Origin of the sequence: Litchfieldia sinesaloumensis, assembly GCF_900156865.1 — a bacterium.
Taxonomy (GTDB): domain Bacteria; phylum Bacillota; class Bacilli; order Bacillales; family Bacillaceae_L; genus Ferdinandcohnia; species Ferdinandcohnia sinesaloumensis.
On the sequence record NZ_LT732529.1, the window covers coordinates 2,828,149 to 2,852,987 of the forward strand.

Genomic DNA, 24,839 nt, shown 5'->3' on the forward strand with positions numbered 1-24,839 from the left:
GTGAGCAAAAGGCTCACTTGATGGACTGCCCTGCTCGTAGCTTATCGGCTATCTCATCTATTTTACGAAGACGGTGATTAATACCAGACTTACTAATTTGCCCACTTGATACCATTTCACCAAGTTCTTTAAGGGTGACATCCTGATAGGCGACACGTAACTCAGCAATTTCTCTTAATTTATCAGGTAAAATACCTAGACCAACAGTTTCATCAATATATCTAATATTTTCTACCTGGCGGATAGAGGCCCCGATTGTCTTGTTTAAATTAGCTGTTTCGCAATTCACCAAACGGTTGACTGAGTTTCTCATATCTCGAACAATGCGAACATCCTCAAACCTAAGTAGTGCCTGGTGAGCACCGATTATATTAAGGAATTCGGTAATCTTTTCAGCTTCTTTTAGATAGGTAATAAAACCCTTTTTTCGTTCTAGTGTTTTAGCATTAAGATCAAAAACGTTCATTAATTCACAAAGTGAGTCATTATGTTCTTTATACGATGAATAAATCTCAAGATGGTACGAGGATGTTTCAGGATTATTAACAGATCCACCTGCTAAAAATGCACCACGTAAGTAGGATCGTTTGCAGCATTTCTTGGCTACTAATTCTGAAGAAATCTCTTGTCTTAAAGAAAAGCCTTCAAAAATCTTTAAATCTTTTAAAATATCCTTTGCATCTTCAATTAAGCGAACTATATATACGTTGTTCTTCTTGAGTCTCATTTTTTTTCGAACAAGGAGTTCAACACCAACATTATAGCATTTTTTCAGTAAAGTATAAATTCTTCTCGCAATAGCGGCGTTCTCCGTTTGGATATCCACCACTATTTTTTGATTGGAGAAGGAAAGTGCGCCATTCATTCGAATCAAAGCAGAAAGCTCAGCTTTTGCGCAGCAATCTTTGGTGTCTATATTTGTAAGTTCTTTTTTCGTCTCTGAAGCAAATGACACAGGTTCCACCTCCTTACTATACTTAATGTAGCTAGGCTTATTTTTTGCCCGATTTTTTCTAGCTTACTTTTAAAAAAATCCGATGAATAAGGGTAATCAAAAGCTAGGGTGACGTTATGCAAAACACCCTAGTTATTTTTAAGCATGTCGTATAAAAGATTTGCCACTTTTGTTGTATCATGTCTAATTACATTATTATCGTATGAAATGATTTTATCATGGATGATGGATAAACCTAAAGTAGAAAGCCTTTCTGTATCGTACACAACCGGCTTTGCCAACTCTTTTGCATATTTTTCTTTAATATGAGTAGGAATTTCACCATCATTCACTAAAATCGTATCAATAAATTTCACACCCATATGATCGTACAAGGCTTGCACATGGTCACTCGCTGTAAAATTCAACGTTTCTCCTGCTTGTGTCATCACATTACAGATGTATACCTTTTTTGCTTTTGCCTTTAAAATTTCCTCACCAATTTTTGGCACGAGTAAATTCGGTAAGATACTTGTATAAAGGCTTCCCGGACCAAGTACAATCATGTCTGCCTGTCGAATGATTTCAACCGATTCACTTAATGGTTCAATATCGTCTGGTGATAAAAAGACACGCTTAATTTTTTTGCCTGAGTACGGAATTTTTGATTCACCAGATACAACAGTACCATCCTCCATTTCAGCATGTAAAATCACACTTTTATTAGCTGCTGGAAGTACTTTTCCTCTCACTTTTAAAACCTTGCTCATCTCACCAACTGCGTGAACGAAGTCCCCAGTTATTGTTGTCATTGCTGCAAGTATCAAGTTTCCTAGTGAGTGACCGGATAACCCATTCCCACCGGCAAAGCGGTGTTGAAATAAATCCTCAATTAATGGCTCCACATCTGATAATGCGGCTAATACATTTCGAATATCACCGGGTGGTGGAATATCCATCTCATTGCGGAGACGACCAGAAGACCCTCCATCATCCGCAACTGTCACAATTGCCGTAATATCAACAGGTTGATATTTTAACCCTCGTAAAAGTACGGAAAGTCCAGTTCCTCCCCCAATGATGACAATCTTGGGCTGTCTTGGTTCTGTCATTACTTTCTGTCCTTTCTCTTCTCAATATCGCGGTGAGAAACATGGGGGTGGTATTCTTCTTTAAAATGATTTGCGATATATTCAGCAAGTGTAACGGAACGATGCTGTCCACCTGTACAACCAATTCCAATGACAAGCTGACTCTTACCTTCCCGCTTATATTGTGGCAACATAAATGCAAGTAAGTCGGTTACCTTTTCGATAAACTTCTGTGTTTCCGTCCATTTTAACACATAGCTTGAAACATCATCATCGAGTCCCGTTTTCGGTCTCATTGCCTCGATATAATGTGGATTTGGTAGAAAACGCACATCAAATACAAGGTCAGCATCAATCGGAATGCCATATTTAAAACCGAACGACATCACGTTAACTGTAAAAGTTGGTCTTGATTGTGATGCAAATTGCTTTAAAATTTTTTCCCGCAATTCTCTTGGTTTTAAATCGGATGTATCATATATATACTGTGCTCTTCCCTTTAATTCTTCTAAGATTTCCCGCTCTGCCTGAATTCCTTCAAGTGGGGAACCAGTAGGAGCTAGTGGATGTGATCGTCTAGTCTCTTTGTAGCGTGTAACAAGTGTAGTATCTTTAGCATCGAGGAATAGAATTTGTGGAGCAATCCATGACTTTTCAGATAAATCATCAAGTGACGCAAATAAACTATCGAAAAACTCGCGACCTCGCAAGTCCATCACAAGTGCTACTTTATTCATTTTTCCGCCAGATTCCTTCATCAACTCAAGAAACTTTGGAAGCAAGGTTGGTGGAAGGTTATCGACGCAAAAATACCCTAAATCCTCAAAGCTTTGAATGGCAACTGTTTTTCCGGCACCTGACATTCCCGTAATAATGACTAACTGTATTTCATTTGTTGAACCAACACTCATTTTTTTGCCTCCCTAAAATCAAATATGCCTTGACGAATTTGCGCCCAGATTCCACTTTAGATCTGAAGCATCCGCCGGAGGCACTAACTTTACGCATTCGGTGCATGAATCCCAACAGACAAATGTTAGCTTGGATCCAATCGGTACGATAGTAATTGGAAATCTGGTGTATATGTAAAGGTACCATATATAACCCCAGAACCTTGAAGGACATAATCTAAAATATGATAATCACCAGGGGCCATTGGCAGATTAGGGATGTCCTTGATATCCTGCCATTTAAGGATTCCTTCTTCAGACTCATCAACGTTTTCACCTGCATAGTCAGTTGCTAAGAAGGAAAACATCATCCATTCCGAAGTCACCTTGTCGCCTTCCTTGATGATAAATGTAAATATCCCTTTAATATCTGGGTTTTTCAGATATAATCCGGTTTCTTCTCGGTACTCACGGATACAGGAATCACGAACTGATTCACCAGGTTCCATTTTCCCACCAGGGGCAACCCACCACCCACGACGGGGCTTTTGTAAAAGCAATACTTTATCATCTTTGCGTACCACGCAATTTGTTACTCTTTGCACTCTCTTTCACCCCAAGTCGATCTCTACTTTGAAGACCGTTGTAAGCAATCTATTGTTATTATTATACTATTTCTATCAGGTAGTCACAACGAACAAGATTTTCATATTAATTATTGTTTCAATTATAAGGTGTAATCTTAAAGGAGGTTGAAAAGGACCGAGAATTTCAAGGCGGCGCAGCTTTGAGTACCGGAGCGTATGTAGTTAATACGTGAGGAACGGAGAAGCAAGCCAACGCGGAAATTCGATGTGTCATTTTCGGCCGACTCAAAAAAAGGGGGCACGGGGGATGTACCCGTGCCCAAAATAAATCTATTTTATAAAAAGGGGGTCAATTACTACTATTATCATACTCAAAATATATTTCATCCGTGTTACAGGAGAGTTAAAACATAATTACGTTTCAAAGTTAGATTTAATATATACGTAACATAAATCTTAAAAGGACTAGTTCTATTCCAGTTTCGTTGTTCAAAAGCTTGAACTTGACGCATACAATGCATTAATAGCCTATTTAACGAAGGAGGAATGTGAATGAACGAAAGACTCATGTTACGACAGGAACTAATGGAGCTTGATCAGAAACACTTTTTACATCCAACCTCTCCTATTCAACAACAACAAGATTTCGGTCCAGCGTTTATTTTTACAAAAGGAGAAGGTATATTTCTTGAGGATGTAAACGGAAAGCGAGTTCTTGATGGCATGTCCTCATTATGGAATGTCAATGTCGGACACGGTCGGAGAGAATTAGGACAAGCGGCAATGGAGCAGATGAACAAATTAGCATTTAGCTCGAGCTTTGCCACATTTAGCAATGAGCCAGCAATCCGCTTAGCTACCAAGCTTGCAGAGGTAGCACCTGGGAATTTATCCACCACCTTTTTTACTTCTGGTGGCTCTGAAGCAAATGACACAGCTTATAAATTAGCACGCCATTACTGGATTTTACGTGGGATGCCTGAGAAAAAGAAAATTATCTCTCGAAAACGGTCTTATCATGGAGTTGCCATGGGATCAACGAGTGCTACAGGCTTGAAACCTTTTCGTGATTTTACAAACTCACTAGCTCCCGATTTTTATTATAGTGATAATTTGTCCACTGAAGATTTGCGCCAAACAATTGAGGTCGAAGGTCCGGAAACAATAGCCGCATTTGTAGCTGAACCCGTGCAAGGGGCAGGTGGCGTTCATATTGCATCAGATGAGTATTTTAGAGACGTTCGTGAAATTTGTGATGAATACAATATCTTATGGATAACAGACGAAGTCATTACTGGATTTGGTCGAACGGGTGAATATTTTGGAGTCGATCATTATGGTGTAGCTCCGGACATGATGTGCTTCGCCAAAGGAGTGACCAGTGGCTACGCACAGTTAGGTGGGGTCATATTGTCCGAAGCTATTTTTGAAGATTTGAAGGAGCTATCAACAGGAACGCTGTTGCACGGGTATACCTATAGTGGTCACCCGATGGCATGTGCAGTTGCCTTAGCAAATATTGAAATCATTGAAAATGAGGGGTTAATTGAGAACTCCAAAAGAATGGGAGCAAAAATGCTCGATGGATTTTCCTGGATTCAGGGAGAATCTAGTATCGTCAGCCATGTTCGCGCACTAGGACTCATGGGAGCAGTTGAAATCAATACACCTCAGCATGTAAAAGGTCCGCTCGCACCTAGAATCGTGACGGAGGCTTCGAAAATCGGGTTAATCTGTAGATCTGTCGTCTTTGATGGTCAAGATACTCTTGTTTTCGCCCCGCCACTGTGCATAAACAAAGAGGAAATCGAACTCATGATTGAAATGCTGCACCATGCGATATTTAGAATAGAGCGAAGTGTATAAATTTCATATTAATTACCATTTTTTGTATTTGCTTTTTGGCAGGTTTTTCGATTGGTCAATGGACAATGGGACTACCATTTATTTGTTTACTCTTTGCTATCGGTTATAGCTTTAAGTGGACTCGAACAAAGGTAGCGTACATTCATTATCGGGGTATTGATCGCGTATGTGTTGGTGGTGAATGTAGATGATGCCTATTGGTTTATCCTTTCTGTTTTTTCGTAATATGAGAGTGGTTGATTACTAAATAAAAAAGTCGAGCTCGATTACGTTGGCTCGACTTGATTGGTACCTTATCGCACTGGTATTTCAAATTCTTCCTCATCCATTGTAACTTTGAGCACTAATGGCTTATCTGTTTCAGAAACAGCTTTCGGTACTTGGAAATAAATATGTACCTTTCCTTCTGTTAAAGACGATACACTCGCACTGCCAATTTTTGTACCTTCCTCTTCTTCAGTTCCAGCTAGGCCTTCAAACTCATGCTTTCCATCATAAAGTAAAAAGAATTTAACCGGGGCAAGCTTGTGTCCATAATGAAATATGTCTGTAGTATCATTATTGATGGTTCCTGATATATGTAAAAAAGTCTCAGAATCCGAGTTAATTGTACGTGATCCTAGTACAGTATCAGCTTCTGCATTAGTAGCTTTAAACTCCTGAACAAACGAGGCATTCGTAAGTTTAATTTCTACAGCATCATCTGCATAATAAAACACTTTATCTGAATCAAATAGATTTTCTGTTGGTTCTGTATTTTCTTTATCGTCATTACCTGAGGCTCTAAACACCTCTTCTTCCTTGCCATCCGATTCTTCACTATCTGTTGCTTCTTCTTTTTCTTTTTCTTCAATGTTCTCTTCTTCCGCATTTTGGCCTGTTTCTTCGGTACCTACTCCTGAGGCTTTTTCATTATCTTCTTGTGCTCCATTAGAACTACCACAAGCTGCTAACGTAATTGCCAGTAAGATTGTTAAAAGGAATCCAAACCACTTTTTCTCCATTTTGTTTACCCTCCAAGTTTCATTCGCTCAAGGACTTATTATATTATCCAAATTTCTGGGTAACAACTAAAAAAGAGATAACGAAGATAAAATAGGTAAAACATCCTTTGTATCGTCACGCAGCATTCGATACCTTTTGCCTATTATTGGTAATAAATACCTATATCATATGCAATATATCACTAAAAAAACACCTCCACAAGTGGAGGTGCCCTCATATGTTAAGCTTTAATTTTTTCCATTAATTCTTCTACATAGTGTTGAACTGCTTGAGCAGCAATGCTTCCATCCCCAGTTGCTGTAACAATCTGACGAAGTGTTTTTTCACGAATGTCACCAGCTGCAAAGATACCAGGTACTTTTGTTTCCATGTTATCATTGGTTTCGATATAACCATTTTCATTGGTAATTCCTAAGCTTTCAAATGGTTTTGAAAGTGGAAGCATGCCGACATAAATGAATACACCGTCTGCTCCAAATTCTGTTTCCTCACCCGTTTGTGTATTCACAAGAGTTAGACTTCCAACTTTTCCGTCTTTCTCATGGATTTCTTTAACAGTATGATTCCAAATGAATTCAACCTTCTCATTGTCAAACGCGCGTTGTTGAAGGATTTTTTGGGCACGTAGTTCATCACGGCGATGCACAATCGTAACTTTTGTAGCAAAACGAGTTAAGTACACGCCTTCTTCTACTGCAGAGTCTCCTCCACCTACTACAACAAGCTCTCTGTTCTTAAAGAATGCACCATCACAAACAGCACAGTAAGAAACGCCGCGGCCACCAAGTTCTTGTTCACCAGGTACCCCAATTTTCTTATATTCAGCACCTGTTGCAATAATAACCGCACGAGCTTTATATTCCTTGCTGCCAGCAATGATAGTCTTGTATTCTTCACCGTCAATTACCTCTTTAATGTCACCATACGCATATTCGGCACCGAACTTTTTCGCATGTTCAAACATTTTTGTGGATAATTCAGGTCCTAGGATATGATCAAACCCTGGGTAGTTTTCAACTTCTTCGGTATTGGCCATTTGACCACCGGGGATTCCGCGCTCAAGCATTAACGTTGATAAATCCGCACGAGATGTATAAACAGCAGCCGTCATTCCTGCTGGTCCGGCACCAATTATAATGACATCATAAATTTTATCTTCAGTCATTTTTCGTCTCTCCTTACTCACTTTGCAAATTATAATTATAGTTAGTATCTCCTACCCCTATCCTATAAAAACCTGTCAAAATCCGCTATTAATATGCTCACTGAAGTAGCTCTTTTACATATTTTACATATTTCATAACAGTGGCCTTCGAAATTTTGTATTTCTCTGCAACTTGCTTTTGGGTAATCGTACGAGAGACATGGTTACGCCAGATGTATTCTGTCGCCGCCGCCCATGCCTGCCAATTAGATACATTGAACTGACGCTTTACTGCCTCATCATAAATCATAAGCCATGTTAAATAGAGTTCCTCATTCGCAGTATCGTCATGTTTGTTTTTTGAAAATAACGTATCAGCAATCTGATAACCATCAATTATATAGGAAGGAACTTTACTTGATTTTTTCTTTTTGCTTAGGACATAATTTGCAAATTCTTGTTCGAGAGTTGCATGAAATTGAATATGCTTTATATCTTTTCGCGCTAGAGACGAATTTGTTTTACTCGCTAAAAATAAACCATATAAACGTTCCTCGATAAAGTCACCCGTTAACCAGCGGTCGAGTACGTCGCTAATTTGTTTGGTGCGATCAGACTCCCAAGGGGCAGAGCCCTTTTTACTTGGATTTTCCTCCAGTACTCGTTTCCACGCATTTTGAGCAATATCATGATGCTCTGTAAAATATGCAGAATAGGAAAGCCAGTAATAGAAGGTTTCATCTCCATCAAACCCGCTTCTCTGAAGACTTCTCAGCCATTTAAAAGCTAAGTCATACCTTCCAATCAAACCAAATGTAGCACCAAGTTTATAACGATGCTCAAAAAGAATTGGATGAATATGCGACAAACGGTTCGTTAATTCTTTTACCTGTTGAGTTTTTCGTTGATAATATAAAAAGACTAGGGAGTTACAGAGCGCATGAAGATTACCGGGATTTTTACTTAACACATCTTCAAGAATCTCTGATGCGTTATCCACATCTCCTGAATAAAAATAGGCAAGGGCCAAATTATTATAAGCTGACCAAAATTCAGGATACTCACGTATGATTTCTTTTAATAAGCATACTGCTTCGTCCAATCGACCACTTTCAAGATAGTCACGTGCTTGTTCTTGCTTGATAATCAGTTCATCCTGTTGGTTAGCGGAATCTTCAAATTCAACTTCCTCGAATCGAAGTAAATCAAGAAGATCCTCAGCATCCTCCACAAAATCGCCCTCAGGTTCACGCTCTAAATAAGTTTGTGCATATTTTCCGGCCTCTTGAAATAAACCTAAATGTGCATAATTATTAGCCATAAAGTAAAAACACTCTGGCATATCAAACTTCGGATTATCAATTATTTTTGTAAGATATTGATTGGACAGAACGTAATCACCAATTTCAGTTAATGCCACTGATAATTGACATAGAAACATTGGCTCTTTCGGTTCAAGTTCTATCGCTCGTTTAAAATGTTTAATGGATTTATATATATCATGCTGGCGGTACGCCTTAAGTCCTTTTTTAAAATAATATTCTCCCGTCTGGATAAACGGAATTACCTTAGAACCATGCTGTCTTTCTTTTCTGTTTTGTTTTTCCATCGGGGATCCTCCAAAATAAATCAATAATGCGTTACTTTATAAAATTATTTCCCAACGTAGTATAACACATAAAACCAGTTGAAATATAGGGATGCTTGACCAAATGTTAAATTCTTTTATAGAAAATAAACTGGTATTTTGTGGGTTATGTGGATAATGTGGACAACTTTACACTTTTTGTGAATAGTTCCTTGTTATTACTGAATCGATGAAACATATGCACAATTCCAACATTTAACCTGTGGATAGTGTGGATATCGTGGATAAATAATACACATTCCAGTAAAGTAGGAGATTGAAAAAGGGTGCTTATTTGTGGATAAGCACCCTTGGGAATTTTATCTTCGTTTTTCTAAAACTGTTAATACTTCATCAAGCGGAAGCTTTTGTTCACGAAGTAGGACAAGCAAGTGATAAATTAAATCCGCTGCTTCCCATTTAAGCTCTTCGTGGTCGCGGTTTTTTGCAGCAATTATGACTTCAGATGCCTCTTCGCCAACCTTTTTCAGTATTTTGTCTACGCCCTTATCAAATAGGTATGTAGTATAGGCACCCTCTGGCATTTCTGCCTCACGTTCAGCAATCACTTTCTCGAGTTCGTTTAGAATCGCAAAGCGGTCACCACTTACTTCTTTTGTATCCCCAATGACTGATTCGCTAAAGCAAGTATAGCTCCCTGTGTGACAGGCAGGTCCCGCTGGTTCAACTAGAACAAGGATAGCATCTTTGTCGCAATCATACTTCATCTCAACGATCTTTTGTGTATTTCCTGATGTTTCCCCTTTATGCCACAACTCTTGTCGAGAACGACTAAAGAACCACGTTTCACGTGTTTCAATCGATTTGCGTAGGGATTCTTCATTCATATAAGCAAGCGTTAAAACCTCTTTACTAATTGCATCCTGAACGATGGCTGGAGCAAGTCCTTTTTCATCGAATTTAATATCTGGTATGTTCATCGGACATTGACCCCTTTCTCTTTTAATACGTTTTTTACTTCTCTCACAGACGTTTCTTTGTAATGGAAAATACTTGCTGCTAAGGCTGCATCTGCTTTTCCTTCATTAAAAGCATCTACGAAATGCTCTGCATTACCTGCACCACCTGAAGCGATAACAGGTACCGAAACAGCTTCACTTACACGACGTGTCAACTCAAGATTAAAACCAACCTTGCTGCCGTCATCATCCATACTAGTCAATAATATCTCTCCAGCCCCAAGTGTAACTACTTCCTGCGCCCAATCGACAACTTCCCAATCAGTTGCCTTTCGTCCACCGTGTGTATACACTCTCCAGCTACCCAGTTCTTCATCAAACTTTGCATCAATAGCAACAACGATGCACTGGGAACCAAAAAAGTCTGCACCTTCTTTGATTAACTCAGGGTTTGTTACTGCTGCAGTATTAAGCGATACCTTATCAGCACCAGCACGAAGTATCTTTTTCATATCATCTAATGAATTAATTCCTCCACCGACTGTAAATGGAATCGCAAGCTCTGCCGCTACTTTCTCCACGACCTCAACCATTGTCTTTCGTCCTTCATGAGAGGCTGAAATATCGAGAAAAACGAGTTCATCTGCACCTTCAGAATCATAGAATTTCGCAAGTTCAACAGGATCCCCAGCATCACGAAGCCCGACAAATTGAACTCCTTTTACAACACGGCCGTCTTTAACGTCCAAACATGGAATGATTCGTTTAGTGATCATCAGCCCTTCACCTCTTCTAATGCCTCTTGGACAGTGAATTGATTGGTGTAGATTGCTTTACCCACAATTGCACCAGAAACGCCTTGTTCTGCTAACTTACTGAGTGCTTTTAAGTCTTCGATGGAGCTAACCCCACCAGAAGCAATTACTTGCTTTCCTGTAACAGTCGCAAGTGTGGCAACCGCATCGATATTAGGACCACTCAACATTCCGTCCGTAGCAATATCTGTAAAAATAAATACCTCTGCACCCGCATTTGCAAGCTCTACTCCTAAGTCAGTCGCTTTAACAGACGAGGTATTTAGCCAACCCTCCGTTGCTACATAACCATCTTTGGCATCTATACCAATAGCAATTTTATCGTTGTATTTCTTGAGCATGTCCTTTACAAATTCAGAATTAGAAATGGCAGCACTTCCTAAAATCACACGGTCAACGCCGTTTTCAATATAATAGGCCACATCCTCTTCCGTGCGAATCCCACCGCCAATTTGAACTTTTGCGTCTAGCTTCTTTGCCACTTCGAGTACATATTGGTCATTTACACGTTTACCTGCTTTTGCGCCATCTAAATCAACCATATGAATCCACTCGGCACCAGCATCCGCAAAAGCTTTTGCCATATCGAAGGGAGAATCCCCATAAACCGTTTCTTTATTGTAGTTACCCTGAAGCAATCGAACACATTTGCCACCACGCATATCAATTGCAGGGTAAATTGTAAAAGTACTCATATTGTCACCTTCTTTTCTACGATTGCTGCGTAGTTTTGGAGAATCTTTAATCCTAGGTCACTGCTTTTTTCTGGGTGAAATTGGGTTCCAAACACATTTCCTTTTCCGACGACAGCTGGAACCTCAACATCATAGGTGCTGCTCGCAATTACATTCTCATTGTCTGTTGTCGCATAGTAAGAGTGCACAAAATAGACATGCCCACCGTTGATATCATTTAGGAGTGGAGATGGGTTTTTCAGTTCTAGATCATTCCATCCCATATGTGGCACCTTGTATGTTTCACCTTTACCTGTTATGCCAGGTATTTTCGCAATTCTACCTTTTAAAAAGCCAAATCCCTGTGTAAGTCCATTTTCTTCGCTTTCTTCAAATAACAATTGCATACCAAGACAGATTCCTAAAATGGGAGTCCCTTTTGCAACGGACTCCTTTATAAAACGAACTAACCCTTTTTCGTGTAAAATGCCCATTGCGTCTTTGAAGGAGCCAACTCCAGGTAAAATCAGGCCGTCTGCTTTTGCGAGCTCTTCAGGTGAACTAGAAATAAAATAATCGTAGTTCATCCGTTCAAGTGCTTTAGAGACGCTGTATAAATTGCCCATCCCATAATCGATTATCCCTATCATCTACAACATCCCTTTCGTTGATGGGACCCCCTTAACTCGCGGGTCAATCATCGTTGCCTCATCTAGTGCGCGACCTAGTGCTTTAAAAACAGCCTCAATCATGTGATGTGTATTGTGACCATAATGAACAATCACATGAAGATTAATTCTTGCTTCTAATGCCAACTTCCATAAAAATTCATGGACAAGTTCCGTATCAAATGTACCAACACGGGAGCTTGGGAAATCAGCTTTCAACTCGAAGTGAGGGCGATTCCCTAAATCAATCACTACCTGTGCAAGTGCCTCATCCATTGGAACGAATGCATTACCATATCGTTTAATTCCTTTTTTATCTCCGAGCGCTTCACGTAATGCCTGTCCTAAACAGATTCCAATGTCCTCTGTTGTGTGGTGATCATCGATTTCAGTATCACCATTTGCATTAACTGTTAAATTAAATTTTCCATGTTGAGTAAAGAGGTCTAGCATGTGGGACATAAAAGGAACCCCTGTATCAAGCTTTGAGATACCTTCTCCATCAACTGAAAAATCTAATTTTATATCTGTTTCATTTGTTTTACGTTCAACCTTTGCTTGTCTTGTCATCATTACACCTACCGTTATCCACATTTTAAAAACTAGTAAAGAAAGAAAACTCCATTTTTTCTAGGTTCTGTGAATTACTATCCACATTATCCACATAATTTTGTGAATTATTTTAATCGTTCCTCAACCGCTCGAGCATGTGCTTCAAGACCTTCTAGCCTTGCGAATGCTGCAATCTTTGGAGCGTTTTCGTCAATTGCTCGTTTACTATATGAAATGATACTCGATTTTTTTGTAAAATCATCCACACTTAGCGGACTTGAAAAACGTGCTGTTCCGTTTGTCGGAAGAACATGGTTTGGTCCTGCAAAATAGTCACCAACAGGCTCTGAGCTGTACCGCCCAATAAAAATCGCACCTGCATGCCTAATTTTTCCTACCTGCTCCATCGGTTCTTTCGTCATGATCTCCAAATGCTCAGGAGCAAGTTCATTCACAATTTGAACAGCTTCATCCAAATCACTTGTGACGTAAATCGCTCCAAAGTCGTTGATGGAAGCTCTTGCAATCTCCTCACGCGGTAGAATAGCTAACTGTTTTTCAACCTCTACGGAAACGGCTTCTGCAAGCTCCATTGACGGGGTGACGAGAATACTTGATGCTCGCTCATCGTGTTCAGCTTGGGATAATAAATCTGCCGCAACTTCATTTGGTAAGGCAGTTTCATCTGCCAACACAACAATCTCACTTGGTCCTGCAATCATATCAATATCGACATTTCCATATACTTCGCGTTTTGCTAGCGCAACAAATATATTTCCAGGTCCGACAATTTTATCAACAGGCTTAATCGTTTCCGTTCCATACGCCAATGCCCCTACTGCTTGTGCTCCGCCCACCTTATAAATTTCCGCAACACCTAAAATATCAGCTGCAACTAATACCCCAGCTGGAATGGTGCCATCTTTACCAGGTGGGGAAACCATCACGATTCTCTCCACACCCGCTACCTGTGCTGGAATCACATTCATTAACACAGATGATGGATACGCCGCCTTTCCTCCAGGTACATAAACACCTACAGCATCAAGTGGAGTAATTTTTTGGCCAAGAATGGTTCCATTATCCTTCATGGTCATCCACGATTGCTTCACTTGACGACTGTGGTAATCACGGATATTTTCAGCAGCCTCCCTTATAATAGGAGTATATTTTTCATCTAAATTTTGATAGGCTAGTTTGATGTCTTGCTCGGTTACTTTTAACTCATCAAGTAGAACACCATCAAATTCTTTAGTATAGGTACGAAGAGCGGTGTCTCCTTCTTTTTGCACGTTAGCCAAAATGTCTAAGACCGCTCTTCTCTGCTCTTCTGTTCCACTATCAATCGTCCGTTTCAGTGAAACATTCTTTGTTACACGTTGAATTTGCATGATGGGTCTGTCCTTTCTTCTATTGACTTATAACTTTTGATAGACGCTCTACTATCTCGTCAATTTGCTGATCCTTTAAGCGATAGCTCACAGGATTGACGATGAGCCGTGAAGTGATGTCTGCAATATGTTCAAGTTCCACTAACCCGTTTTCCTTTAAAGTGCGTCCAGTTGAAACAATATCCACGATTCGGTCGGCTAATCCAATTAATGGAGCAAGCTCGATTGAACCGTTCAATTTAATAATTTCAACTTGCTCGCCATTTTCACGAAAATAGCTTGATGCGATATTCGGGTATTTCGTCGCAATTTTTGGTGCAACACCATTCATTTTTACATTTGGAAGCCCTGCAACCGCGAGATAGCATTTGCTAATCTGCAAGTCCAACACTTCATACACGTCACGTTCTTCCTCTAGCATAACATCCTTACCAGCGATACCGATGTCTGCCACACCATGCTCCACATATGTCGTTACATCTGTCGGTTTCGCTAGCATGAATCGAAACGGCTCATCAGGTACATCGATAATCAATTTTCTTGAATCCTCAAATTCAGGAGGAAGATTATAGCCTGCTTTCTTCAATAACTCTACTGCTTCTTCAAAAATACGACCTTTAGGCATGGCAATCGTTAATTTTTCAGTCATTTACACTTCCTCCTTCCTTGTTGTTCCTAAGAAAAAGGTATTTTTAGCATAGGCGTTCGTGCATGCATCCACATCTTTAACGCCCGCAATATCTTGAAGGATGACTCGCTCACCCTGTTCTCTTTTACTCATCGCAAAACGAATGGCATCTTCACGCTGTTCAGAACTATATATGACACAATGTATCTCAGGCTTTTCCTGAGGTAAATCAAGTGCTTCAAGTAGTCGGTCAATCCTTATTCCAAAGCCTGTCGCAGGCGCAGGACGATCAAATTTTTCAAAAAGGTGATCATAGCGCCCACCGTTTCCAACCAAGAAGCCCACATTCTCTGCATATACTTCAAACAGTATGCCTGTGTAGTAGCTCATGTGGCTAACAAGATTGAAATCAATTTTAATATGCTCTGTCACACCAAAGGCTTCTAACTTATTCCACAACATGTCAAGTTCTTCCGCTGCTTGTTTTCCTTCTTCACATTCGACTAGCTCTTTTGCTTTTGCTATTTTCGTTTCATTTCCTCTTAGTTGTAAGAGAGAAAGTAAACGTTGCCTATCGATGGAAGAGAGCGGTAATTTATTCACATGTTCTCTATAACCAACATAATTTTTTTCGTATAAATAACGTTGTAAAACATCAGCTCTCGCTTCATTCCCTACAATCTCCATAAACAATGATTTTACATAACCAATATGTCCGATTGGCACGGTAAAATTAGTAAGGCCAGCTTGTTTGAGAGTTGTAATCAGAAGGGAAATCACTTCTGCATCTGCACTTGTTGTCGTATCTCCGATGTATTCAATCCCGATTTGCTCAAATTCTGCGGGTCTTCCGCCTTCATGTTGCTGAGCACGGAACACATTTGCAGAGTATGCAATACGTTGTGGATACCCATCTTGATATAAACGTGATGCCGCAACACGTGCGATTGGTGCAGTCATATCAGGTCGTAACACCAGAGTGTGTCCCTGTGAATCCAGTAACTTAAAAAGCTGACGGTCAAGGATTGCTGACGCCTCACCAATTGTTTCGTAGTATTCAAGAGTTGGAGTTTCAATAAATTGATAGCCCCAGCTTTCAATTTGAGCAGACATTGCATCTCTTATTTTCTTTTTTGCTTCATATAAAGCCGGTAAAGTATCTCTCATCCCTAAGGGTTTTTCAAACATAAACACGATTTACGTCACCACCAAAGTTTGTATACATTTTATTTTATCATACTTATCTAATAATTTAGTTTTGCTTTAGTTCGCTAATATACTACCAAGATAAAGTATATATTACACCTATCCCTTTTATGCGTCAACAGAAAAGTCAGAATTGAGTTGTAAGAGTTTGGATAATTTTGGTTGAGTAAAAAAATCCGGTTCAGACTGTGGATAAGTTGGGTGCGTGGTCAATTCAACTTGTGGATTATATTAATAATGTGATTGGGCGGTTGTGGATAATGTGGATTTTGTGGATAAAATAATAGAGTTTGTAAGCAAGAGAGGAAGAAAGGAGCCAGATGTTGGAAGTGACTAATAAATAGCAGAAGAAGAACAGAAGGTTAAAAAATTGAGAAAATGCAAATTGGGGCTCTCTAAAAAGCACCTATAATAGTAAAGCAGCGAAAGAAAAATTTTATATTTTCCTTTCGCTGCTTTTTTGTTGGATTTTGATTATTAGAAGTAGCAACCACTTTGTTGATTGGAGTGGAAGGTGTGAGACTCCTGCGGGAAAAGCGAGGCCAGGGGAGACCCCGCAGGAGCGCTAGCGACGAGGAGGCTTCCGGACCGCCCGCGGAAAGCGAGCACCTGCAGCGGAAATCAACACTATGTTTTCACCAGAAAATAATATAAAAGAAGAGGCTGTCCTCAAAAACCACTTTTCAATGACTTTTCGGACAGCCCCAACTCCAAATTAAGTAGACTCAATTATTAATGTACAGCCTTTTTCCATTTTAATACGATAATAATTTTCTCCAAGACTCGAGCCAGTTATTAAAACACCTTCCCCAGATAGATTTGTTGTCTCTGCAAAAGTAGGTAGCTTTATCGTCAAGTCTGTTTCCCGCTCAGCAATTATTTTTGCATATAGAGATTTGGCTTCAACATCCCAGCTTACAGAAACACGACCAGTCATTATCCAAAAATCCTTTACGCTCCCTCTTTTCCATCTGTCTGGAAGTGCCGGCAAAAGCTTAACAAGGCTTGGTGACGAGTATAGAAGCATCTCTTGTATCGCATTAATTATTCCCATACTTGCATCAAGTTGCACCGGTGCTGTCTCAATTTCCATACTTAGGCCCATATTTCTCCAATCATTGTGAAGCGTAAATAAATTTGGCAATAGACAAGACCGAGACAGAATATCTAAACATTCTAATGCCTTTTCCCCGTCACCTAACCTCGCCCAAATACTTGCCATGTGAGCAAGCGACCAGCCGGTTTGTGCACCTAATTCCCTTTTAGAGACAGCAACCTTAAATGCCTCAAATAGCTCACTATCTTCCTCAGCGTTACTTTCTCTACCAGGGAAAACCGGATAGAAATGGGAGACATGACGGTGGTTATAGCGGTCTTCAAATGCCGGATGCATCCATTCCCGAATGGCTCCATCCTGATTGACTTCATAGTCAGGAATTCGATCAAGCATCTCCTTCCACTTAGCCATTTCATCCCTATAGATTGATACAGCACTTGCCCCTTTTATTAGATGAGTTAACACCTCTTTTAGGATTGCAAAATCCATAGTTGCATTTATAGTTGTTGGCATTGGATGTGCAAGTTGTAGTCCATCCTCAGGCATAAAATTCAATGGTGTGTTCTCAGGAGAAACGGAAGGGTAAAATTGATACAGCCCTCTCTCGTCAGTAGTGAGAAAATCTTCATAAAACAGAACTACTTCTTTCATAAATGGGAGGACTTTTTCTACTAAGAATTCTTTATCCCCTGTGTAAAGATAATATTCATAAAAATGTTGTGCTAGCCACCCCGCTGCACCTGTCCAATTCATAATGACAGGTACAATTTGGTTGGGTACACCAATACCTGGTGTTGTACCTGCTGGAATATAAATCCCACGACATCCATATAGCTTTCTAGCATTTTCTCGAAAATCATCCATCATTTCTTCATAATAACTGAATAATGAAGGGATAAAGTATGATAACCCACCCACTGGTGCATGCCAGTACATCATTTGAATATTCTCATTTGCCATTCGGTGACACCACATAAGTTGATAGTCCCCTCCCCAGAGACCATACATCCCAAATGGTTGACTCTCTGGACTAGTACCTGAGATAAATAAATATCTCCCATACTTCCACAGTGTCTCTAATAGCGAGAGAGGCGCTTCACCATCATAAGCATCTAAAAGAAGTTCTTCATTTGATTGTTCAGTTTCAGATTCATCTAGTTGTAAGGATGCTGTATGGAATAATGATGTATGTAGAGGAATATGACGTTCCAACAAACTCTGATAACCTCCTTGTGCTTCTGAAAGTTCTTTTTGAAGTCGAGGCCATTCTTGTAAATGGTCTCCTTTTATAAAAACCTTCATCTTCATTTGGATGTTCGTTACATTCTCACAACGAAATCTATTATTCTCAATGATTACTTTTCCATCAGTAGGGATTATTTGTAATACTGCACCGAATTCGGTGTCATCATCATTTTTTACTGCAAAAAAGATAAAATGATCATGTATTCTAATTTTTACGGTGCTTTCCAACTCTTTAATTCTTTGTTCCATTTTTGCACTGTTCGTCTTACAAAGACCTAGCTGACACTCAGCAGAAAGCGTCTCCCCATTTGAACTAATCTCGTAAACTACCATATCGTCTGCGCGAGAAACAAACAATTTTCGCTCAAAGTGGTTATTCCCTTCTTCCCAACTTACGGTTACCTCACCTGTTTCCATATTCACTTCACGTTTGTAGTGTTTGAATCCTTCTGTCTGTTGCATTCGAACCGTTAATTCAACAAGCGGCAAGACTGATGCTAAGCGAGTTTGATACCCTGACTCTTTTACTCTATTCGTTAAATGCCAGCTTGCCTCTTTGTATCGTTCCTGTTTCATTAATTCTCTCGTTTCATTTAAGGTGCTTCCCAAGTCTGGAAGTGTGTCCTTTTTTCCCATATGCCATAATCCTTCATGGTTGATGATGATCCTCTCTAAACCTACCCCGCCTGAGACAGCTGCACCTATTTTTCCATTGCCCGATGGGAGAGCTTCCCTCCACATATTTCGCCACCATGAAGCAGGATATTTCATAGAGATTCGATTCCTATTCTTCACTTTGCTATTACCTCCCGAAACAAATCTTCTAAGAAAAAGGACTGTCCCGTTTGTATTGTGACAGCCCTTTCCTTTTCATGTATTTGTTCTTACACTTCTACTAATTCAACATTCCTGGCTTTCGCCAATTTCTCCATCTCAATACTCGCAAGTAAAAATGGCGCTACTCCCATTAAATCATCGCTAACAATTTCCTCGCTCATATAATAGTCGTATGAACCATCTCGGTACTTAGCACCTCCCAGACCTGCACCTTTACAGATATGGTGGAGATGAACACCCTTTTCATCTTCAGTCACGAAATGCTTATGAATTCCTTCATAGGATTTAAAAACCACCTCCGGATTAATTCCAGATAAATAGCCTAAACGTATTCCTTTTGCTAATGCATATGTGAGCATACAGGATCCTGATGCTTCAAGGTAATTTTGGTTACGTCCATTTTGGTCCATCAGTTGATACCAGAGGCCACTGTTTTGATCTTGGACATGTATAATCGCGTGAGCCATTCTCTCGAAAATCCCCATAATCTGACCACGCTTTGGGTGATCAACAGGAAAATGCTCGAGGGAATCTACAATTGCCATCGAATACCAGCCCATACCACGACCCCAAACATGAAAAGAACGCCCTGTTTCTTTATCACACCAACGTTGTTCCCGACTTTCATCCCAGGCATGATGCAAAAGTCCGGTTTGTGGGTTACGCGTTTTTTCCTCAATTAATAAGATTTGTCTTGCCACCTCATCAAATCCCTCTGCTGCATGAAAGCTCTTAGCGTATTGAGCCAAGAATGGAGAAGACATATACACCCCATCAAGCCACATCTGAAAAGGATAAATCTTTTTATGCCAGTAACCGCCTTCGCTAGTTCTTGGCTGTCCTTTAAGCTGCGTAACTAGCTGTCCGATGGCCTTCTCATATTTCTCGTCACCACTCTGTTCCCAGAGTAAAAATAAGTTTTTTCCTTTATTAATATGATCTAAATTATATTCCTCGATGGTATAATCCTTTATCGCTCCATTTTCATGAATGAATAAGTCCATATGCTTTTTAACTATTTCATGGTATTTTCCAATGCCACTCCAATCAGAAAGGAAGTCAAAAGCCTTTAATGTCATTCCTGCAACATAGCCCCATTTATTTGCTATTTTCGGATGGTATCCGTTTTCACAATTTGATAGAATTGTTTCTGCTATTTTGATTGACCACTGGGTTGATTGCACCTGTTCATCTCCTTTACAGATTACTCTTCTAACTAAGTTCTGTTTATTGGTTTCTTCACTTTGGCCTTACAATAAAGGATATAGACCTTCCCATTTCACTTTCCATGAACCATCCTGGGGGAATCCAGGACACTGATTGTCTGAGCCATCTTTCCATCCACAAACCATCATCGCAACAGCTGTTAAAAGCCCTCCGTTGCCTGGCAAGTAAGCCGTTAATCCTGGTCTCTGATAATTATGTCCGTTTACTAAATACGTATTTTTAGTGGCATTCATCATCAGGAAGTCTATCGCCAATTCGCGTTCTCCTAATCTAGCAGCTGTCATCGCACACATTGGAAAATCCCAGCCCCATGCAGACTCCCAATCCCAAACTTCCTTTACCTTATTTAATGTATTCCTCATAATATCTCGTTCCACTAATGTTCCAGGTAATATCCCTAGGGCACCAAGCATTGAAGGATGGTCATGATTTTTTTCTGTAAATGTATTATGACAATTCTCATGGGCTAGATAAACGCCATCTTCGTGTTTCGGTGTTGCCATTGAATTTGCAACCTTTTCCCATAAAGGATTTGCTGGCAGATTTAGCCTTTTAGCCCACTTCACTGCTATCTCAAGCCCGTACTTCCAATATTCAAGCTCATAAGGAGGGTTTTTGCTTTCCGTAATATAATGACACTCCTGCGCTGGTATAAGTGGCGGACCTAGTACGTATTCACCCGTTTCTTCGTCCAAATGAGCATAAGAGACCATAAAGTCTGCTGCCTCAAACACAATCGATTGAAATTGTTCTAAAAAGGAGGCGCTCGGTTGTACCTGATAACACATTTCGGCCAGTACCATTGGGTGTGGTTGTTGCCATATCAACCCCGGAGCGACAGGGGAAGGACTTTGTTTCCCATCAATACCGACCATCTTTGGCCATCTAACTCCAGCATAACCTTGTAACTCAGCAAGCTCCCTTGCTTGTGGCAAGATGGATAGATACCAATTAAGGCTGTTCTTTAAAAATTCCTCTCTCCCCCATATTGGAAAATGCGCACTATGCCACCAGTGCATCTCTAAATGAAATTTTCCGAACCAACTATTATACATATAGCCGGTTTCTTGAGGAGGTAACGAACCACCACTATGAATCGCTGTTAGGTATTGAGACAAAACAACTCTCCGTTCCAATTCGGATGCACGTGGGTCTGTACTCTCCGAAAAGTCGATTGCCGCGCCTTTCTGCCAGTACGTCTCCCAAAAAGAAGAACTTGCTTCAAAAACCTCATCCGTCGTCATTTCTGTTGGGATTTCTGGAGCAAATGCTATGGTACAATCTAAACTGTCCATACCTCCGTCGGTTTTAAGGGTATACTCATGTGTAGCTGTTTGTTCAACTACACCATTGCTCCAATCCCATCTGACAAAATAGTGATCTTGATCCATCGTACGTGTCAACAAACCTGCCTTTTCCGAGATAGAATCATAGTTTGTTTGATGCCTTTCATCATGGATCCAGTCTGGGTGTGTAGCTTTTGCCCAACTATTATGCGTAATATCAGGTGCTGGAAATTTTATAAACACCTGAACTCGGTTCTCCTTTACTAATGGTGAAGTGACGCGTACAGCTACCGTATCAACCCTCGAATGGCACGCTGTCCTTACTGTGACCGGTGACCCGCCCACACAAAATTCACTTTCAACAACCCCAGTCCATAAATTAAGCTTTTGGTGAATATCTGTAATTTCAGCAGCCTGTATAACCTGACCACTTTCAGATAAAAAACGGAATGAAACCCTGCCTAGCTGCAATCTGTGAGGATTTTGTCGCAACCAGTGATAGGCTTCATCTTTTCCATCAGGCTTCATTGGATAATTTACCTGTCTCCCATACGTTTCATACTGTTGATAGACAATATCTTTTTCTGAATAAAGGTTCGGTTCACCAGTGTAATGCCAACCCCAATTTGATTGAGTCCCAAGCGGTGTTTCGTATGCTTCCGGAAAGGTTTGTAACCCCGTAAAGTCACAGCTAAATCCAAACTCTCTGTTTCCAATTGACAATGGAGCAAGTGGCTCTACCTTGTTAATAACCGGATGATTCCTGTCAACAATTTGCCTTCTATTTAACATATTTATCCTCCAATAAGGTTGAAAATCTCATCTTTAGAAACTCTATTGTTACATAACTTCCTTTTTTCCTTTATAAAGCTCTCTATATTTACCTGGTGTAATATTATTACACTTACGAAATGCCCGAATAAAGCTATTTTCATGCTGATACCCAACCTTTATTGCGATATCAGAAATCTTCTCTTCTGTATTTACTAATAAATCTGCAGCAAGCTTCATTCTTAAATTCGTAAAATACCCATAAATCGTTTCGTTCATCTCTTTCTTAAAAATGGAGCTGGCTAAACTCACGCTAATACCAATTGAATCGACAATTTCCGTAATACCAATTGGTTCATCTATGTGTGCTTTCATATATTCAATCATTTTTTGAATTAAAATTGATTCCTTACTTGTTTCAAGAGCCTGGATTTCCTGAATCTTATGTTCTGCTTGTTCTATTAGGAAATCTGCAATATCATCAATATACATGGTGTGAAGTTGATTAAAGAATTCTCTCTCTTTTCTTTTTGCCTCATCATCACCTAGGCGTAAGGATCGATCTCCTATCCTGTTAATAATGATGAATGCTCTTTCTGGCATCAAACAACTATTCCTAATCTCTTCAATGATTTGGTCAATCAAGTTGTTTGCCCGGATGCTATCACCTGTATTAATTGCCTCTGATAATTGGTCTAAAACTTTGTCATTGATTGCTAGCTTCTTTTTCTGCTGGTGCGAGATATCCTCATATTTTAGTAAGCTCCCATACCCCAAGAATAATCTTTGTCCTAATGCTGTTTCAGCTTCTACGATAGCATCTACGATTTTCCCAAAGTCTGATTTCGTATCAGAGACTCCAACGGAGATACTGAACTCAAGTAATGAAGAGATTGTAGAAAGCGCTTCCTCTATTTTGTCTTCGAAAAGTGTTTCTTTTCGTTCTGCCTTCAAGACAATCATCAATTTGTCTTTACCTAGATCAACGCAGTCGGTTTGGGAAGCCAACGCTAGAGATTCAGTTAGAATATTGGTTAATGCAAACTTTAACAGCGAGTGGTCACAGCTAGGGTATTTGTTTGTCCAATGATAGAAATGATCAATAGAAATGATTGCAACTTTATAAGTAGGATGTGATGAATCTTGAAAATACCCTTTACACTTTTCTCTTATTTCTTTTATATTTGTTATGTTTTTATGATAAATATCGCTAAAAAACTTTGCAGATGCTTCCGATCTAACTCTTCGAATCTTATATGACAATTGCGCATAATCACTTAAAAGTTCTCCAGCCAGTGTTTCCAAATGTAATAGATCCTGATGATCCTTGTCCATGTCTCTATTCCCCATATTAAACAGCTCTTTCATTCTTCGTATTGGCCTGAACGCTATACTATTAATATAGAAAATTGCTACTCCGCTAACTAATAAAGCAAAGATTGAAACAAGGAGAACTACATTACCCACCTTTTTAGACTTAGCTAGTAAACTATCTTGAGGAACAAGGGAAATATATTTCCAACCAGTTAGTGGAGAAATATTCTGGCTGACTAAATATTGTTTACCGTTATATGTGATATCACCCAAATGATTTTCATCCAGTTGAATAACAGCTTCTATTACCTCATTTGTATCTAGCTTTTCACTAGAAGAAACTGAAGTAGAGTATACTAGGTCATTATTCTGATCAATAATCAGTTTCGAGCTACTTAAATTAGCCATACTCGGTGAATGAAATGGTTCAAACAGATGGTGATAACCCAGATTAATCGCGATAATCCCTTTAAGCTCACCTTGATTCATGATTTTTCTAAACAAGGTTACTTCTGAACGATTTGATGCTTTGCCGTTATGAACCTTTCTTTTCTTCACCAACATCATTTCATCGCCGAACTCATCAGCTACATCCACCCATTTCGAATCATAAAAAGTTGATTTACGTGAGCTAAAGCCTTGGGGCATCGACACAAAACTATCATGTTCAATATCATATATGTAGATACTATTGATGAAGGATGAGCTATTGATAAAGGTAGACAGTAGCTGATAAATTTCAGTAATATCGTTGTAGGAATTCTGAATATCACTATTTAAAAATCGATTAATACTAGGATTCAACGCTAACATAATCGCAACATTATCGCTGTCACTAATATGCTGTTCAATGACATTCATACTAACCTGCAGCATTTGTTGTTGAGGTTCGTTCAATTCCTCCTGCAGTACTGACTTGGACGTTTGGTAAGATGTAATACTGACTATCAGAATTACAAAAAACACAGCAATGGTTAAAAATAAAATCAATCTCGTCTCTGTTTTTCGAAGTGGATATTTGAGCCATTTTTGGAAAGTCTGGAGCACCTATTATAACCTCCTTTTTTCGCATTATACTATATATCCACTGATTCCGAATGAATA

At 39.6% G+C, this 24,839-nt stretch carries 20 protein-coding genes; 1 reads left to right on the forward strand and 19 read right to left on the reverse strand.

Features of this window, described 5'->3' with window-relative positions; all coding sequences use genetic code 11:
• Positions 1-13: 13 nt before the first annotated feature.
• The 4 genes from whiA to CZ490_RS13950 all read right to left on the reverse strand — a co-directional run bounded on the left by whiA (position 14) and on the right by CZ490_RS13950 (position 3,520).
• On the reverse strand, positions 14-955 hold the full coding sequence (gene whiA, locus CZ490_RS13935; protein WP_077619451.1) for a DNA-binding protein WhiA: 942 nt from the start codon (positions 953-955) through the stop codon (positions 14-16).
• Between the two features lie 128 nt (positions 956-1,083).
• The gene (locus CZ490_RS13940) at positions 1,084-2,046 is read right to left on the reverse strand and encodes a gluconeogenesis factor YvcK family protein (protein WP_077619452.1); all 963 of its coding nucleotides are present in this window, start codon (positions 2,044-2,046) and stop codon (positions 1,084-1,086) included.
• Positions 2,046-2,936, reverse strand: coding sequence for an RNase adapter RapZ (gene rapZ, locus CZ490_RS13945; protein ID WP_077619453.1), 891 nt, complete (start codon positions 2,934-2,936; stop codon positions 2,046-2,048). The genes CZ490_RS13940 and rapZ overlap by 1 nt, the downstream gene beginning before the upstream one ends.
• Before the next feature lie 125 nt (positions 2,937-3,061).
• Positions 3,062-3,520, reverse strand: coding sequence for an NUDIX hydrolase (locus tag CZ490_RS13950; protein WP_077619454.1), 459 nt, complete (start codon positions 3,518-3,520; stop codon positions 3,062-3,064).
• 534 nt (positions 3,521-4,054) lie between these two features.
• Here CZ490_RS13950 and CZ490_RS13955 point away from each other — a divergent pair.
• Complete coding sequence (locus CZ490_RS13955; RefSeq protein WP_077619455.1) at positions 4,055-5,368, forward strand: aminotransferase family protein; 1,314 nt, start codon at positions 4,055-4,057, stop codon at positions 5,366-5,368.
• 293 nt (positions 5,369-5,661) lie between these two features.
• Here CZ490_RS13955 and CZ490_RS13960 read toward each other — a convergent pair whose 3' ends face one another.
• The 15 genes from CZ490_RS13960 to CZ490_RS14030 all read right to left on the reverse strand — a co-directional run bounded on the left by CZ490_RS13960 (position 5,662) and on the right by CZ490_RS14030 (position 24,782).
• A complete protein-coding gene (locus CZ490_RS13960) occupies positions 5,662-6,372 on the reverse strand; it encodes a hypothetical protein (RefSeq protein WP_077619456.1) in 711 nt (236 codons plus the stop codon).
• Between the two features lie 221 nt (positions 6,373-6,593).
• Entirely contained in the window at positions 6,594-7,538 is a 945-nt protein-coding gene (gene trxB, locus CZ490_RS13965; RefSeq protein WP_077619457.1) for a thioredoxin-disulfide reductase, read from the reverse strand.
• 97 nt (positions 7,539-7,635) lie between these two features.
• Positions 7,636-9,126, reverse strand: coding sequence for a tetratricopeptide repeat protein (locus CZ490_RS13970; RefSeq protein WP_077619458.1), 1,491 nt, complete (start codon positions 9,124-9,126; stop codon positions 7,636-7,638).
• A gap of 338 nt (positions 9,127-9,464) precedes the next feature.
• Positions 9,465-10,085 carry a bifunctional phosphoribosyl-AMP cyclohydrolase/phosphoribosyl-ATP diphosphatase HisIE gene (hisIE, locus tag CZ490_RS13975; RefSeq protein ID WP_077619459.1) on the reverse strand — a complete coding sequence of 207 codons (621 nt, stop codon included), beginning with the start codon at positions 10,083-10,085 and terminating at the stop codon, positions 9,465-9,467.
• On the reverse strand, positions 10,082-10,840 hold the full coding sequence (hisF, locus tag CZ490_RS13980) for an imidazole glycerol phosphate synthase subunit HisF (RefSeq protein ID WP_077619460.1): 759 nt from the start codon (positions 10,838-10,840) through the stop codon (positions 10,082-10,084). Before hisF ends, hisIE begins: the two co-directional genes overlap by 4 nt.
• Positions 10,840-11,574, reverse strand: a complete 735-nt coding sequence (gene hisA / locus CZ490_RS13985; protein ID WP_077619461.1) for a 1-(5-phosphoribosyl)-5-[(5-phosphoribosylamino)methylideneamino]imidazole-4-carboxamide isomerase — start codon at positions 11,572-11,574, stop codon at positions 10,840-10,842. The genes hisF and hisA overlap by 1 nt, the downstream gene beginning before the upstream one ends.
• Positions 11,571-12,203, reverse strand: coding sequence for an imidazole glycerol phosphate synthase subunit HisH (gene hisH / locus CZ490_RS13990; RefSeq protein ID WP_077619462.1), 633 nt, complete (start codon positions 12,201-12,203; stop codon positions 11,571-11,573). The genes hisA and hisH overlap by 4 nt, the downstream gene beginning before the upstream one ends.
• Complete coding sequence (hisB, locus tag CZ490_RS13995) at positions 12,204-12,791, reverse strand: imidazoleglycerol-phosphate dehydratase HisB (RefSeq protein WP_077621072.1); 588 nt, start codon at positions 12,789-12,791, stop codon at positions 12,204-12,206. It abuts the gene before it with no gap.
• A 107-nt stretch (positions 12,792-12,898) separates the two neighbouring features.
• Complete coding sequence (hisD, locus tag CZ490_RS14000) at positions 12,899-14,164, reverse strand: histidinol dehydrogenase (protein ID WP_077619463.1); 1,266 nt, start codon at positions 14,162-14,164, stop codon at positions 12,899-12,901.
• Between the two features lie 19 nt (positions 14,165-14,183).
• Positions 14,184-14,813: an ATP phosphoribosyltransferase gene (hisG, locus tag CZ490_RS14005; protein ID WP_077619464.1), complete on the reverse strand. Its 630-nt coding sequence runs from the start codon at positions 14,811-14,813 to the stop codon at positions 14,184-14,186.
• Positions 14,814-15,980, reverse strand: coding sequence for an ATP phosphoribosyltransferase regulatory subunit (locus CZ490_RS14010; protein WP_077621073.1), 1,167 nt, complete (start codon positions 15,978-15,980; stop codon positions 14,814-14,816).
• 733 nt (positions 15,981-16,713) lie between these two features.
• Positions 16,714-19,095, reverse strand: a complete 2,382-nt coding sequence (locus tag CZ490_RS14015; protein ID WP_234987237.1) for a glycosyl hydrolase family 95 catalytic domain-containing protein — start codon at positions 19,093-19,095, stop codon at positions 16,714-16,716.
• 89 nt (positions 19,096-19,184) lie between these two features.
• The gene (locus CZ490_RS14020; protein WP_077619465.1) at positions 19,185-20,321 is read right to left on the reverse strand and encodes a glycoside hydrolase family 88/105 protein; all 1,137 of its coding nucleotides are present in this window, start codon (positions 20,319-20,321) and stop codon (positions 19,185-19,187) included.
• Between the two features lie 66 nt (positions 20,322-20,387).
• A complete protein-coding gene (locus CZ490_RS14025) occupies positions 20,388-22,442 on the reverse strand; it encodes a glycoside hydrolase family 65 (protein WP_077619466.1) in 2,055 nt (684 codons plus the stop codon).
• Positions 22,443-22,490: 48 nt separating this feature from the next.
• Positions 22,491-24,782 (reverse strand): AraC family transcriptional regulator, encoded by a 2,292-nt coding sequence (locus CZ490_RS14030; protein WP_077619467.1) that lies wholly within the window; start codon positions 24,780-24,782, stop codon positions 22,491-22,493.
• Between the last annotated feature and the right edge of the window lie 57 nt (positions 24,783-24,839).